This is a genomic window from Morganella sp. HSTU-ASny43 (genome assembly GCF_022819185.1).
Classification (GTDB): domain Bacteria; phylum Pseudomonadota; class Gammaproteobacteria; order Enterobacterales; family Enterobacteriaceae; genus Morganella; species Morganella morganii.
Window position 1 is genome coordinate 108612 of the sequence record NZ_WSPG01000001.1, and the last position, 15263, is coordinate 123874.

12 protein-coding genes are annotated in these 15263 nt (G+C 54.8%); all 12 read left to right on the plus strand.

The window, feature by feature from the left end:
- The 12 genes from iscR (at position 1) to pbpC (ending at position 15130) form a co-directional block, all read left to right on the plus strand.
- Positions 1–492: a Fe-S cluster assembly transcriptional regulator IscR gene (gene iscR / locus GN208_RS00510; protein WP_004236939.1), complete on the plus strand. Its 492-nt coding sequence runs from the start codon at positions 1–3 to the stop codon at positions 490–492.
- A gap of 50 nt (positions 493–542) precedes the next feature.
- On the plus strand, positions 543–1757 hold the full coding sequence (locus GN208_RS00515; RefSeq protein ID WP_243828267.1) for an IscS subfamily cysteine desulfurase: 1215 nt from the start codon (positions 543–545) through the stop codon (positions 1755–1757).
- Positions 1758–1782: 25 nt separating this feature from the next.
- Positions 1783–2169, plus strand: coding sequence for a Fe-S cluster assembly scaffold IscU (gene iscU, locus GN208_RS00520; protein WP_004236936.1), 387 nt, complete (start codon positions 1783–1785; stop codon positions 2167–2169).
- A gap of 102 nt (positions 2170–2271) precedes the next feature.
- Entirely contained in the window at positions 2272–2595 is a 324-nt protein-coding gene (gene iscA / locus GN208_RS00525; protein ID WP_004236935.1) for an iron-sulfur cluster assembly protein IscA, read from the plus strand.
- A gap of 29 nt (positions 2596–2624) precedes the next feature.
- On the plus strand, positions 2625–3143 hold the full coding sequence (gene hscB / locus GN208_RS00530; protein ID WP_004236934.1) for a co-chaperone HscB: 519 nt from the start codon (positions 2625–2627) through the stop codon (positions 3141–3143).
- An 8-nt stretch (positions 3144–3151) separates the two neighbouring features.
- Positions 3152–4999 carry a Fe-S protein assembly chaperone HscA gene (hscA, locus tag GN208_RS00535; RefSeq protein WP_004236933.1) on the plus strand — a complete coding sequence of 616 codons (1848 nt, stop codon included), beginning with the start codon at positions 3152–3154 and terminating at the stop codon, positions 4997–4999.
- A 10-nt stretch (positions 5000–5009) separates the two neighbouring features.
- Positions 5010–5345 (plus strand): ISC system 2Fe-2S type ferredoxin, encoded by a 336-nt coding sequence (gene fdx / locus GN208_RS00540; protein WP_004236932.1) that lies wholly within the window; start codon positions 5010–5012, stop codon positions 5343–5345.
- A 14-nt stretch (positions 5346–5359) separates the two neighbouring features.
- Positions 5360–5560: a Fe-S cluster assembly protein IscX gene (iscX, locus tag GN208_RS00545; RefSeq protein WP_004236931.1), complete on the plus strand. Its 201-nt coding sequence runs from the start codon at positions 5360–5362 to the stop codon at positions 5558–5560.
- A 157-nt stretch (positions 5561–5717) separates the two neighbouring features.
- Positions 5718–7013: an aminopeptidase PepB gene (gene pepB, locus GN208_RS00550; protein ID WP_015422612.1), complete on the plus strand. Its 1296-nt coding sequence runs from the start codon at positions 5718–5720 to the stop codon at positions 7011–7013.
- A gap of 102 nt (positions 7014–7115) precedes the next feature.
- On the plus strand, positions 7116–7538 hold the full coding sequence (locus GN208_RS00555; RefSeq protein WP_004236928.1) for an enhanced serine sensitivity protein SseB C-terminal domain-containing protein: 423 nt from the start codon (positions 7116–7118) through the stop codon (positions 7536–7538).
- A gap of 141 nt (positions 7539–7679) precedes the next feature.
- Positions 7680–12704: an alpha-2-macroglobulin gene (locus GN208_RS00560; RefSeq protein WP_243828268.1), complete on the plus strand. Its 5025-nt coding sequence runs from the start codon at positions 7680–7682 to the stop codon at positions 12702–12704.
- A gap of 116 nt (positions 12705–12820) precedes the next feature.
- Positions 12821–15130 (plus strand): peptidoglycan glycosyltransferase PbpC, encoded by a 2310-nt coding sequence (gene pbpC / locus GN208_RS00565; protein ID WP_004236925.1) that lies wholly within the window; start codon positions 12821–12823, stop codon positions 15128–15130.
- The last annotated feature ends 133 nt before the right edge of the window (positions 15131–15263 follow it).

The following is a 15263-nucleotide window of genomic DNA, read 5'->3' on the forward strand; positions in this document are numbered from 1 at the left end:
ATGAGACTGACATCAAAAGGGCGCTATGCGGTAACCGCTATGCTCGACGTAGCGCTGCACTCCCATGAGGGGCCCGTACCACTGGCTGACATTTCTGAACGTCAGGGTATCTCCCTCTCTTATCTTGAGCAACTCTTCTCCCGTCTGCGTAAAAACGAGCTGGTTTCCAGCGTTCGCGGGCCGGGCGGCGGGTATCTTCTGGCACGCGGTGCCGGTGAGATTTTCATTGCTCAGGTCATCTCGGCCGTCGATGAATCCGTTGATGCGACCCGCTGTCAGGGAACTCAGGAAGGTTGTCAGGGCGGTGACCGCTGTCTGACACACGCGCTGTGGCGTGACCTGAGTGACCGTATTACTGATTTCTTAAGCAGTATCAGTCTGGAAGAGTTAGTAAATCATAAAGAAGTGATTGATGTTGCTGATCGCCAGGATGATAAACGTCGTGCACATAATCTGGCAATTAACGAAACGATTATCAATCTGCAAGCATAAGCAGAAACCTGCGTTAACAACGCAACCGTAGTTCATGGAGCAATTGAGCGATGAAATTACCGATTTATTTAGATTACTCAGCAACCACCCCGGTTGATCCGCGTGTTGCTGAAAAAATGATGCAATGCCTCACAATGGACGGCATCTTCGGCAACCCGGCCTCACGTTCTCACCGCTTTGGCTGGCAGGCCGAAGAGGTTGTCGATATTGCCCGTAACCAGATTGCTGATCTGGTCGGCGCTGACCCGCGTGAAATCGTGTTCACTTCCGGTGCCACCGAGTCTGACAACCTGGCGATTAAAGGTGCAGCCAAATTCTATGAGAAAAAAGGCAAGCACATTATTACCTGTAAAACTGAGCATAAAGCGGTACTCGATACCTGCCGTCAGTTAGAGCGCGAAGGGTTTGAAGTAACCTATCTTGCGCCGCAGCGTAATGGCCTGATCGACCTGGCTGAACTCGAAGCTGCAATGCGTGAAGACACCATTTTAGTCTCAATCATGCATGTGAATAACGAAATCGGTGTGATTCAGGATATTGAAGCTATCGGTGAACTGTGCCGCAGCAAAGGGATTGTTTTCCATGTGGATGCCACCCAGAGCGTCGGTAAAGTGCCGGTTGATTTAAGCAAACTGAAAGTGGATCTGATGTCCTTCTCCGGCCATAAGATTTACGGCCCGATGGGTATCGGTGCACTGTATGTCCGCCGCAAACCGCGTATCCGCATTGAAGCGCAGATGCACGGCGGTGGTCACGAGCGCGGTATGCGTTCCGGTACACTGGCAGTTCATCAGATTGTCGGTATGGGTGAAGCTTACCGTATCGCCAAAGAAGAGATGGCAGCGGAAGCTGAGCGTCTGTCCGCACTGCGTATGCGTCTGTGGAACGGTATCAAAGATATCGAAGAAACCTATCTGAACGGTTGCCCGGAGCACTCCGCACCGAATATTCTTAACGTCAGTTTCAACTATGTTGAAGGTGAATCCCTGATGATGGCGCTGAAAGATCTCGCGGTATCATCCGGTTCTGCCTGTACGTCCGCCAGCCTGGAGCCGTCATATGTTCTGCGCGCCCTGGGTATGACCGATGAACTGGCGCACAGCTCAATCCGCTTCTCTCTGGGTCGTTTCACGACTGAGGAAGAGATTGACTATGCTATCAAACTTATCCATAACGCAATTGGCCGCCTGCGCGATCTTTCCCCGCTGTGGGAAATGCACAAGCAAGGTGTTGATATTAACAGTATTGAATGGTCACACCATTAATCAGACGGTTTCAGGAGTATAAACAATGGCTTATAGCGATAAAGTAATCGATCACTACGAAAACCCGCGCAACGTCGGTTCATTCGACAACGAAGACCCGACTGTCGGCAGCGGCATGGTGGGTGCACCGGCCTGTGGTGACGTAATGAAGTTACAGATCAAAGTTGATGATAACGGCGTGATTGAAGACGCACGTTTCAAAACCTACGGCTGCGGCTCGGCGATTGCGTCAAGCTCACTGGTGACTGAGTGGATGAAAGGGAAGACCCTGGATGAAGCTGAAGCCATCAAAAATACCGCGATTGCGGAAGAACTGGAATTACCGCCGGTGAAAATTCACTGCTCGATTCTGGCTGAAGATGCGATCAAAGCAGCAATTGCGGATTACAAAAGTAAACGCCGGGGCAACTAATAGCCCGCCGCTGCCGGTGTGCAGCAGGTAAAACAATAAAATAATGGCGGATACTGATCCCATCGGTCATCCGCCATACTGGTTTATAGAGCGAGGTGTGTAATGTCCGTTTCTCTTACAGAAAGTGCGGCAAACCGGGTCACCAGTTTTCTGGCAAACCGCGGTAAAGGAGTAGGTCTGCGGTTAGGCGTGAGAACCTCCGGTTGCTCTGGTATGGCTTACGTACTTGAATTTGCCGATGTCATTAATGAAGATGATGTCGTCTTTGAAGATCACGGCGTAAAAGTGATCATCGACGGAAAAAGTATTGTGTATCTTGACGGCACGGAAGTGGATTTCGTGAAGGAAGGGTTAAACGAAGGGTTTAAATTCAATAACCCGAACGTCAACAGCGAATGTGGCTGCGGCGAGAGTTTTCACGTTTAACTGATCCATTTATCCGCGAAGAGAACACGATGAACTATTTTTCCCTGTTCAGCCTGCCTGTGCGTTATGACCTTGACACACAGGCACTTGCCGGTCGTTATCAGGATTTGCAGCGCCAGTATCACCCGGACAGATTTGCCGCCGGTGATGCGAAAGAACAAGCGCAGGCACTGACAATGGCCGCGACCATCAATGACGCCTACCAGTCCCTGAAACATCCCCTGAAACGTGCGGAATACATGCTGCTGTTACATGATATTGATATCAATAATGAACAGCACACAATGCATGATACTGCATTTCTGATGGAGCAGCTGGAGCTGCGCGAAGCCCTCGATATCATCGAACAGAAACAGGACAGTGATGCACTGGCCGGTTTTGCTGCCACTATCACTAAAATGACAAAAACCCGGATGGCAGAGATGATTCATCAGCTGGATGACGAAGACTGGACCGCTGCAGCGGACAGCGTGCGTAAATTACGATTTTTGAGTAAACTGACGCAACAAATTGAAAATCTTGAAGAACGTTTGCTCGACAGTTTCTAGGGGAAAATATGGCACTGTTACAAATCAGCGAACCGGGACAGGCTCCCGCCCCGCATCAGCGCCGCCTTGCCGCGGGTATTGATTTAGGCACCACTCATTCACTGGTCGCCACTGTGCGCAGTGGTGAAACCGATGTGCTGCCCGATCACGAAGGGCGTTATTTACTGCCTTCTGTCGTGCAGTACAGCGCGGACAGCCGCCTGGTCGGCTGGGATGCCCGCGCAAATGCGGCGGCCGATCCTCAGAATACCATTATCTCTGTCAAACGCATGATGGGGCGCTCACTGACCGATATCACTGAGTGCTATCCTGATCTGCCGTATCAGTTGCAGGCGGGTGAAAACGGCCTGCCAATCATCCGCACTGCGGCCGGGCTGACAGATCCTGTCCGTGTCTCGGCGGATATTCTGTCCGTGCTGGCACAGCGCGCGCAGGAAACCCTCGGTGGTGAACTGGATGGCGTGGTGATCACTGTTCCCGCGTATTTCGATGATGCGCAGCGTCAGGGCACCAAAGATGCCGCCCGCCTTGCCGGATTACACGTTTTACGTCTGCTGAATGAGCCGACAGCGGCGGCAATCGCCTACGGGCTGGATTCCGGTCAGGAAGGGGTGATTGCGGTTTATGACCTCGGCGGCGGTACGTTTGATATCTCTGTGCTGCGTCTGAGCCGTGGTGTATTTGAAGTGCTGGCCACCGGCGGTGATACCGCGCTCGGCGGTGATGATTTCGATAATCTGATTGCTGACTGGATTTATGAGCAGCGCGGCATTCAGTCACAGGGGCATTCGCAGCACCGCGAAGTATTAAATGCGGCGGCGGAAGCCAAAATTGCACTGTCTGATGCCGCACAAACCACCATCTCCCTGGATGGCTGGCAGGGTGTGCTGACCCGTGAGACTTTTGAGGAACTCATTCGTCCGCTGGTCAGAAAAACCCTGATGACCTGCCGCCGGGCCCTGAAAGATGCGGGAACGGATCAGGATGAAGTCCGCGAAGTGGTGATGGTCGGCGGATCAACCCGGGTGCCTCTGGTGCGTGAGCTGGTCGGTGAGTTCTTCAGCAAAGAGCCGCTGACCTCGATTGACCCGGACAAAGTGGTTGCTATCGGTGCCGCGATTCAGGCAGATATTCTGGCCGGTAACAAACCGGACAGCGACATGCTGCTGCTGGATGTGATCCCGCTCTCGCTGGGGCTGGAAACTATGGGCGGCCTGGTGGAAAAAGTCATTCCGCGCAACACCACCATTCCGGCAGCCCGTGCCCAGGAATTTACCACCTTTAAAGACGGCCAGACCGCCATGACCATTCATGTGCTGCAGGGCGAGCGGGAAATGGTCAGCGACTGCCGTTCCCTGGCACGTTTTACCCTGCGCGGCATCCCGCCGATGGCCGCCGGTAATGCCCATATCCGTGTCACCTTCCAGGTGGATGCGGACGGGCTGCTGAGTGTCAGTGCACTGGAGAAATCCACCGGTGTGCAGGCCTCAGTTCAGATCAAACCGTCTTACGGCCTGAGCGATACCGATATCGCCGGGATGATCAAAGATTCACTCGAAAACGCAGAAAACGATTTATCCACCCGCCGTCTGGCGGAACAAAAAGTGGAAGCTGCCCGCCTGCTGGAGAGCCTGACTCAGGCGCTTTCAGAGGATGGCAATTTACTGAGCGACGACGAAAATGCCGCTATTGATGCGGCAGTCGGTGTGCTTATTGAGAGCGTTGAAGGCGACTCACCAGCCGCCATTGAAAACGCAATTAAACAACTGGACAAGCAAACACAGGTATTCGCGGCGCGCCGGATGGACAATTCTGTCCGCAAGGCACTCGCGGGCCACTCTGTGGATGAGATATAACGGGAAGATTATGCCTAAGATTGTTTTTTTACCGCATGAGTCATTATGCCCTGAAGGTGCGGTATACGACGCAAATGAAGGTGAGTCAATTCTGGATGTTGCCCTGCGTAACGGTATCGAAATTGAACATGCCTGTGAGAAATCATGTGCCTGCACAACCTGTCACTGTATCGTCCGCGAAGGGTTTGACTCCCTCGGAGAGAGCAGTGAGCTGGAAGATGACATGCTGGACAAAGCCTGGGGACTCGAGCCGGAAAGCCGTCTGAGCTGCCAGGCGAAAGTCGCGGATGAAGACCTGGTGGTGGAAATTCCGAAATACACCATCAACCACGCGCGTGAGCACTGATAAAGGAGCCTGAAATGGGACTGAAATGGCAGGACAGCCGTGAAATCGGCGAAGCTCTGTATGATCTGTACCCGGACACAGATCCGAAAACAGTGCGTTTCACCGATATGCACCAGTGGATCTGCGAACTGGAAGAATTTGACGATGCCCCTGAAAAATCTAACGAAAAAGTATTAGAAGCAATTTTGTTAGTCTGGCTCGACGAATTTGAATGATGTCTTTTGTTACGCGCATCAGGCCGCACAATTGTGTTAGCGTGCGGTCTCTGATGCGCGTATGCTGTTAGCGCCTCCTGTGCAGACCGGCACGCCGTGCATTCCTCAAATAAAATCTGACTGTTACGGCAGTCTAAAAGTCAAAAGAGAGAACGAAATGACGCAACTCATCATGCCTGTAACCTTATCGTATGAACCTGCTTCTCCGGCGTGGGGAGAGAAAGCCCTGGTCAGCGCGACTGACAAAGGAATGACCGTTCATTTAAGCCGTAAAGGGATGCTGTGCGCCGTGCAGAGCGCGGGCCGCAAAATCGATGGTCAGGGTATCCGTAATGTGGTACTGAGCGGCAGTAACTGGGATCTGGAAACCAGCTGGGCATTCTGGCAGGGCTTCCGTGGTCCGAAAGGCGCACGCTCGATTGAATGGCCGGAATTACCGGAAGCGGATAAAACCGAACTGGAACACCGTATCCGTATCATCGACTGGGTACGCGACGTTATCAATACCCCGGCGGAAGAGCTGAGCCCGGAACAACTGGCGCAGCGTGCGGTTGATCTGCTGTGCGGTGTTTCCTGCAATTCAGTCGGTTACCGTATCATCAAAGGGGAAGATTTACGCGAGCAGGGCTATATGGGGATCCATACGGTTGGCCGTGGTTCTGTACGTCCGCCGGTACTGCTGGCGCTGGATTACAATCCGGGCAAACAGGAAAATGCGCCGGTGTTCGCCAGCCTGGTCGGTAAAGGGATAACCTTTGACTCCGGCGGCTACAGCCTGAAACCAACTTCCTCCATGGACTCCATGAAATCCGATATGGGCGGCGCAGCCACCCTGACCGGCGCACTGGCAATGGCTATCAGCCGCGGCCTGCAAAAGCGCGTCAAACTGTACCTGTGCATCGCGGATAACCTGGTGAGCGGTAATGCCTTCAAACTGGGTGATATTATCCGTTACAGCAACGGTAAATCCGTTGAAATCATGAATACTGATGCGGAAGGGCGTCTGGTACTGGCGGATGGTCTGATTGAAGCGGACAAAGATAACGCCGGGTTTATCATTGATGCAGCGACCCTGACCGGGGCGGCGAAAACTGCCGTCGGTAACGACTATCACTCTGTGATGAGCTTCGATGATGCGCTGTACAATGAACTGATGTCAGCCGCTGATCAGGAAAAAGAGATGTTCTGGCGCCTGCCGCTGGCAGAATTCCACCGCCGTCAGATGCCGTCCTCCTTTGCGGATCTGAGCAACACCGGGGCACCGAATACTGCCGGGGCAAGTACCGCTGCGGCATTCCTGTCTCATTTTGTGGAAGATTACCGTAAAAACTGGCTGCACATTGACTGCTCAGCCACTTACCGCAAAGCGCCGTCAGACTTATGGTCTGCGGGTGCAACCGGGTACGGTGTGCGCACTGTGGCGGCACTGCTGCTGAAAAAAGCCGGACAGTAACCGGGTATTGCCCTGCTGATTCTGCTGTAAAACGGTCACATAACATGTGGCCGTTTTTCTGTGATATTTACGAAGACAGATGCTGAAATAAGGAGTTCTGTAATGGCGGATATACTCCCGGTACAGGAAGTGATGATTGAACAGGGCAGCGCACTGCTGCTCAGCGTACCGGAAAACAAACCGGACGCGGTGCTTGATGCGCTGACCGGCGTGTTTAAACAGCACAAACCGGTGCGCCGTGCATTTTGGGTAATGGCTGCCGAAAAAAACAATACTGTCCCAGATGAACCGGTGCTGCTGATTGTGCTGGAGCTGAATGAAGAGCAGGAAGTGGATACCGTGATCCGTCAGGCGGCTGAGGCTGCGATGGAGCACCTTGCTGACGGGGAGCATATTGATTTTTGTCTGTTAAATCCGGATGAAAATGACGGGCTGACGCACTTCCTGACACAGCACACTCAGGCATTCTATCAGCGCCGTCTCGGTGGCTGGCTGCGTAACGCCATTCCGGTAACAGAAGCGTAACAATAATTTATCCGGATGGTGAATATGTGTAGTGCATATATTCAGAATAATGCACTATACGCTTGTTTAGGCTTTGTTTACACTTCGTGAAATAATACCGAACAAGTGCCCGTTTTCCGGGCTCACCAGAAAGGATTGATTATGCGTTCTCCGATTGCAGGACAGGGTCCCGGCAAAAAACGCTGCATTGCAGTGCTTCTTGCATCAGCGCTGGCGCTCATGGGTTGTGATGACACCGGCAGTAAAACCACGGCGGCGGGCAGCAATGACAGCGCGCCGGCCAATAATAATAAAGAAAACTCGTCTTCTTCATCTGCTTCCTCTCCGTCTGTGAAAAAAACACAGGATGCCGCATCACTGGCAGAGCTGAGTAAGCGCTACGCCGGGAAAGATGTGACTATCATCGACGCCTCTGAGATCCAGCTCGACGGCGCAAATGCGATGGTGGTGACCTTCTCTGTTCCGCTGGATCCGAACCAGGATTTCAGTCAGTTTGCCCGTCTGGTGGACGTGAAAAACGGCAAGCTGGAAGGTGCCTGGGAGCTGTCGGATAACCTGATGGAACTGCGCATGCGCCATCTGCCGCCGTCACGGGAATTGCAGCTGAGTATCGATCGCGGCGTGCGCGGTATCAATGAGCGCACACTGGTTAATGGTTATGACTTAAAACTGACCACTGCGGATGTGGTACCGAGTGTCGGTTTTGCCAGCCGCGGCTCGCTGTTCCCGGCTGATGTCCTGCAGGGACTGCCGGTATTCGCGCTGAACGTGGACAGTATTGATGTCAATTTTTACCGCATCAAACCGGATTCCCTGGCGTCTTTCCTCGCCAGCTGGCAGTACGGCAACAATCTCCAGTACTGGAATTCTGATGACCTGCTGAATAACACTGATCTGGTCTATACCGGGCGTTTTGATCTCAATCCGCAGAAAAACACCCGTGAAAATATGCAGATCCCGCTGAAGGATATCAAGCCGTTACAGGAAGAGGGCGTGTATCTGGCGGTGATGCAGCAGGCCGGGCGTTACAGCTACACCATGCCGGCCACACTCTTTACCCTGAGTGATATCGGCGTTTCCATGCACAGCTATCTTAATGAGCTGGATGTATTTACTCAGTCGCTGGCGAAAGGCAGTGCACTGAAAGGCGTGGAAATCCGTCTGCTCGACAGCAAAGGTCAGCTTCTGGGCAAAGCAGAAACCGACAGCAGCGGTCATGCAAAACTGGATCGCGGGGCGGATGCCGCGCTGTTACTGGCGATTAATAACGGCCAGACCAGTATGATCGACCTGAAAAACCCGGCGCTTGACCTGGCAGAGTTTGATATCGCCGGTCCGCAGGGCTATGCAAAACAATTCTTCGTTTTTGGTCCGCGTGATCTGTACCGTCCGGGGGAAACTCTGGTAATTAACGGCCTGCTGCGCGACGGCGATGGCCATCCGGTTAAAGATCAGCCTGTCAAAGTGGATGTGCTGAAAAATGACGGTCAGGTGGCTTCCACCTTCGTCTGGCAGCCGGAAAACGGTCTTTATCAGTACCAGTATGCGATTCCGGAAAACATTGAGACCGGTAAGCTGACACTGCGTTTTGACCTCGGGGATAACACACCGCGCTTCTACAGCGTCAATGTGGAAGATTTCATGCCTGAGCGCATGGCGATGGAAATCAAAACCGACAAACAGCCGATCACCACACAGCAATCCGCTGATTTTGAAATTGAAGGCCATTATCTCTATGGAGCGCCTGCTGCCGGTAATCAGCTGACCGGGCAGCTGTTTATGCGTCCGGATCGTGAGGCATCCGCCAAATTGCCGGGCTTTGAATTCGGTGATATTCAGGAAGAGAGCCTGACCCGCACCCTGGATGAGTTCGACGAAACCATGGATGACGGCGGCGAACTGGCTTTCACCATCAGTAATGATTACTGGAAAGAGGTGAAATCGCCGTTTAAATTAATCCTCCAGGCAAGCCTGATGGAAACCGGCGGCCGTCCGGTGACCCGCCGTGCGGATGTCGCGGTATGGCCAGCCGCGAAAATGACCGGTATTCGTCCGGTCTTCGCCAAAAAAGAGGTTTACGACTACCGCACTGACAAATATGTGTCGCAGTACAGCATGGATGAAGATTCACTGGCTGAATTCGAAATTGTCTATACCGACCGTCAGGGTAATAAGTTAAAAGCGGATGATCTGAATGCGCGTCTGATTTATGAGCGCCGTGATTATTACTGGCGCTGGTCCGACTCCGAAGGCTGGTCATCCGGTTATGATCAGAAAGACCTCGTGATGTCTGATGACAAAATCAGTATCGCCAAAGACGGTACCGCAAAAGTGACCGTCCCGGTCTCCTGGGGGGCATACCGTCTGGAAGTGGTGGATCCGTCTACCGGGCTGACCAGCAGTGTGCGTTTCTGGGCGGGCTATTCCTGGCAGGATAACACCGGCGGTACCGGTGCGGTTCGCCCGGACCAGGTGAAACTGAAACTGGATAAACCAAATTATCACGCCGGTGATAAAGTTAAACTGAATGTGACTGCACCGCAGGCCGGTAAAGGCTATGTGCTTCTGGAATCCAGTGACGGCCCGCTGTGGTGGCAGGAAGTGGATGTGCCGGAAGGCGGCATCGATGTGGAAGTCCCGCTGAACAAAGAGTGGACACGCCACGACCTGTACGCGACTGCGGTGGTTGTCCGCCCGGGCGACAGCTCCCGTCAGGCGACCGTCAAACGCGCGGTCGGTATCCTGCATATCCCGATGGCCGATCCGGCCCGTAAGATTGATGTGACATTGGATACGCCGGCCCGCATCCGTCCGAATCAGGATCTGACCGTTAAAATCAAAGCAAAAGCACAGGACGGCAAAGCAGCACCGGAAAAAGTGAATGTGCTGATTTCCGCCGTGGACACCGGTGTGCTCAATATCACCGACTATAAAACGCCGGATCCGTATGACGCCTTCTTCGGCCGCAAACGCTACAGCGTGGACCAGTATGATGTCTATGGACAGTTGATTGAGGGCAGTGGTCGTCTCGGCACACTGCGGTTTGGTGGTGACGGCGGCGATGATCTCGATCGCGGCGGCCTGAAACCGCTGACCGAAGTGCAGATTATCGCGCAGCAGGCGGCACCGGTGGAACTGAATGCGCAGGGCGAAGGGACTGTTACTCTGCCGATTCCGGATTTCAACGGTGAACTGCGCCTGATGGCTCAGGCCTGGACGGACGAAGATTTCGGACATGCGCAGAATAAAGTGATTGTTGCTGCACCGGTGATCAGTCAGATGGCACTGCCGCGCTTTATGGCCGGTGGTGACCGTTCACAGCTGACGCTGGATCTGACCAACCTGACCGATGAAACACAGAATCTGACCGTGAATTTCAGTGCGGACGGCATGGTGCATCTCAAAGGGGCGGCAGAGAAAGAAGTCACCCTGGCGAAAGGCCAGCGCACCTCCGTGAATGTCCCGGTTGAAGCTGCCAACGGCTTTGGTCAGGGCGAGGTGTTCATGACGGTCAAAGGGCTGAAACTGCCTGATGAAAGCAGCAACACCTACAAAAACAGCTGGAAAATCGGTGTGCGTCCGGCATACCCGGCTGAAACTGTTTCTTACTCCATGTCACTCGGCAATGGCGGGGAATGGGCGTTACCGGCAGATCAAATCGGTTATCTGGATGCCGGTACCGTGTCCGGTGAAATGACGCTGACCAGCCGTCCGCCGCTGGATATCTCGCGTTACATCCGTGAACTCTATGCCTATCCGTACGGCTGTCTGGAGCAGACAGTGAGCGGGCTGTATCCGTCTCTGTACTCCTCTGAGGCTGAGCTGAAAAAACTGGGCATCAAAACCCAGACGGACGCCGGACGCCGTCAGGCGGTGATGACCGGTATCCCGCATCTGCTCGGCATGCAGCGCAGTGACGGCAGTTTCTCCCTGTGGGATAACAGCGGCGCGGAAGAGCCGTGGCTGACCGCATACGCGACAGATTTTCTGTTCCGTGCCGGACAGCGCGGGTTTGATGTCCCGGCGGATGCCCTGAGTAACGCCAATAACCGCCTGCTGCGTTATCTGCAGGATCGCTCGGTGATCAGCAGCAACTATTACGGTAACAGCGATCAGATGCGCTTTGCGGTACAGGCGTATGCCGGTTATGTGCTGGCACAGCAGCAGAAAGCACCGCTCGGTGCACTGCGTCAGGTCTATCAGCGCCGTGATGATGCCGCAAGCGGACTGGCACTGGTACAGCTGGGTATCGCCCTGAAGAAAATGGGGGATGCGGATCGCGGTAACGAAGCCATCCGTCTGGGTGTGATGAAGAACCGTGACAGCGTCTACACCGGCGATTACGGCAGCACCATCCGTGATGATGCGATGATTATTGCGCTGCTGAGTGAGGCGGATTCCAATGCGGATCAGCGTTACGGCAAGTTGCAGGCACTCTCTGCGGAGATACAGAATAACCGTTACTTCTCCACTCAGGAGAGCAACGCCCTGTATCTGGCAGGCCGTCAGTACATTAATCAGAGCGAAAAACCGTGGTCTGCCCTGATCAACGGACAGGCCCCGGCGGTCAGCCGTGACAGCGCACTGCGTGAAATCCTCACCGCGGCACAGCTGAACAACGGCATCAGTGTCGCGAACCGCGGGGATGCGGAGCTGTTCGGTCGTGTGAATATCACCGGCTATCCGTTACAGGCACCGCACCCGTCATCTGAAGTGCTGAAGATCAAGCGGACGTATATGGATCTGAACGGTAATCCGATCAGTATTGACCGTCTGAGCAGTGGTGACCTGGTGGCAGTCCGTCTGGATATTCAGGCTGACCGCAACGTGCCGGATGCGCTGGTGGTGGATCTGTTACCGGCCGGTCTGGAGCTGGAAAACCAGAACCTGGCGGCAGCCAGTGCAAGTCTGGCGGACAGTGCGCCGAACCTGGCTGAAGCTATCCAGGATATGCAGCAGGCCAATATCCGTCATACCGAGTACCGCGATGATCGGTTTGTCTCCCAGGTGGCGGTGGAAGAGTACCGTCCGGTGACGCTGGTCTATCTGGCCCGCGCGGTTACACCGGGTAAATACAGTGTTCCTGCACCACAGGTGGAATCGATGTATATTCCGTCCTGGCGTGCCACCGGTGTGACACCGGCGACACTGGAAGTGGTTCGTTAACAGCACCGTTTGTAGTCCGCAGCCTCCGGGCTGCGGCAGCAAAATATGTTTTATGCCCTTATAACAAACTATAAGGGCATTTTTATCTTAAGAATTCTGATAATGCGGTTTGATACATGAAAGTGTGGTTTAAACGTCTCGCGCTGACCGGCCTGATAACAATTGTTCTGACACCGCCGCTGCTCTGGCTGGCCGATAAAATCTGGCCTTTACCGCTGGATGAGGTGGTGATGGCGCGTACGGTTACGGCTGAGGACGGGTCACCGCTGTGGCGTTTCGCTGACAGTAACGGCGTGTGGCGCTACCCGGTCACACTGAAGGATGTATCACCGGAATTTATTGAAGCGCTTCTGACATACGAAGATCGCTATTTCTATCAGCACCCGGGCATCAACCCGGTGGCTATCGGCCGCGCGGCGTTGCAGGATCTGACTTCCGGACGTATTGTCTCCGGCGGCAGCACGCTCTCCATGCAGGTCGCCCGTCTGCTCGACCCCCATGACCGCACCCTGACCGGCAAACTGAAACAGGTTTTCCGCACCATTCAGCTGGAGTGGCACTATTCCAAAGATGAGATTCTGGAGATGTATCTTAACCGCGCCCCGTACGGCGGCACGGTGGAGGGTATTGGTGCGGCGAGCTGGATGTATCTCGGCAAACCGCCGTCGGAACTGACTGCCGGGGAAGCGGCACTGCTGGCGGTACTGCCGCAGGCACCAAGCCGTCTGCGGCCGGATCGTTATCCGCAGCGCGCGGAAGCAGCCCGTAATAAGGTGCTTGACCGGCTGGCCGAATTTGAGGTGTGGCCGCAGTCAAAAGTGAATGATTTAAAGCAGGAGAGTATCTGGCTGGCACCGCGCCAGGTGCCGCATTCCGCGCCGCTGCTGGCACGGCGTGTGGCGCAGGGGGTGAAAGACCCGGTGATCCGCACCACCATCAATCCGGCCATTCAGCGTCAGCTGGAGGAGATGGCCCGCAACCGCAAATATCAGCTGCCGGAAAAAACCTCGCTCGGCATTATGGTGGTGGATAACCGCGATATGAGTGTGAAGGGCTATGTCGGCTCTATCGATTTCTCTGATGACACCCGTTTCGGCCATGTGGATGTGAACAGTGCCTGGCGTTCACCGGGTTCCACACTGAAACCGTTTTTATATGCCCTGGCGATGGATGAGGGGCTGATCCACAGCGAATCTCTGTTACAGGATGTGCCGCGCCGTTTTAATGATTACCGGCCGGGCAACTTTGATACCGGGTTCAGCGGGCCGGTGAGTGTCAGTGAGGCACTGCGCCGTTCTCTGAATCTGCCGGTGGTTCAGTTGCTGGATGTTTACGGTCCGAAACGGTTCAGTGCCAAACTGCGTAACGTCGGTCTGGAACTGCGTTTTCCGCTCGGCAGTGATCCGAACCTGTCGCTGATCCTGGGCGGTACCGGGGCGCGGATGGATCAGCTGATTGCGGCCTACAGCGCGTTTGCCCGTCAGGGCAAAGTGGCACCGGTGCGTTTTCGTCCGGAAGATCCACTGGCAGAGCGGCAGCTGATCTCCCCGGGCGCGGCGTGGATCACGCGCCGGGTGATGGCCGGAGAGACACGGCCGCTGGCAGATGACCGGCTGGCGCAGGATGTGCCGCTGGCGTGGAAAACCGGCACCAGTTACGGCTACCGTGATGCCTGGGCACTGGGGGTGAATAACCGCTACACCATCGGGGTGTGGGTCGGCCGTCCGGACGGTACGCCGGTGGCCGGCCAGGCCGGGTTTGCAACCGCGATCCCGATCCTGTATCAGGTGGACAGTTATCTGCGGGCACGCGGCGGCAAAAAATTGCCGGATCCGAAACCCATCAGCGTCAGCAGTAAGATGATTTGCTGGCCGTCAGGGCTGGCGGCGGACAAACAGGATCCGAACTGCCGTCAGCAGCGGATAGCGCTGGTGCTGGACAATACTGTGCCGCCGACACTGCCGTCCGCAGGGCAGGAAAGCCTGTCCGGCACCAATGCGGTGATCTGGGTTAACGGACAGGGGGAACGGGTGTCGCCGGATTGTCCGGATGCACAGGAGAAAACCGTGGCGCTGTGGCCGATTGCGCTGGAGAGCTGGCTGCCGCCGGGTGAACGCCGCAGCCACCGTCTGCCGCCGGTGAGTAAAACCTGTCCGCCGTTGCGGGTGGAAGCGGCTCCGCTGCTGATTTCCGGGATCCGCGAAGGGGATGTGCTGCGCCGTCTGCCGCTGGCGAAAACCCTCGATCTGCGGGTGGTGACGCAGGGCGGAGAGGGCACTCAGTGGTGGTTTCTTAACGGCGACCAGGCGGGCAGTACTGAGTCCGGTGAGCCGCTGTTGCTGACGCTGGACACCCCGGGGCGTTATCAGCTGACGGTGCTGGATCTCAGCGGCCAGGTCAGTTCAGTCAGTTTTACTCTGAAATAGCAGAAACGGCGGGAACCGCAGCGGAAAAAGTGTGATACAGACGGAAAATCTGTGATCTGTTATGCGGAATACTTTGCAAAAATGTTGCGTAACTGTAGGAAAAACAGAGGTGAGCCCGTATAATCACTGCCTT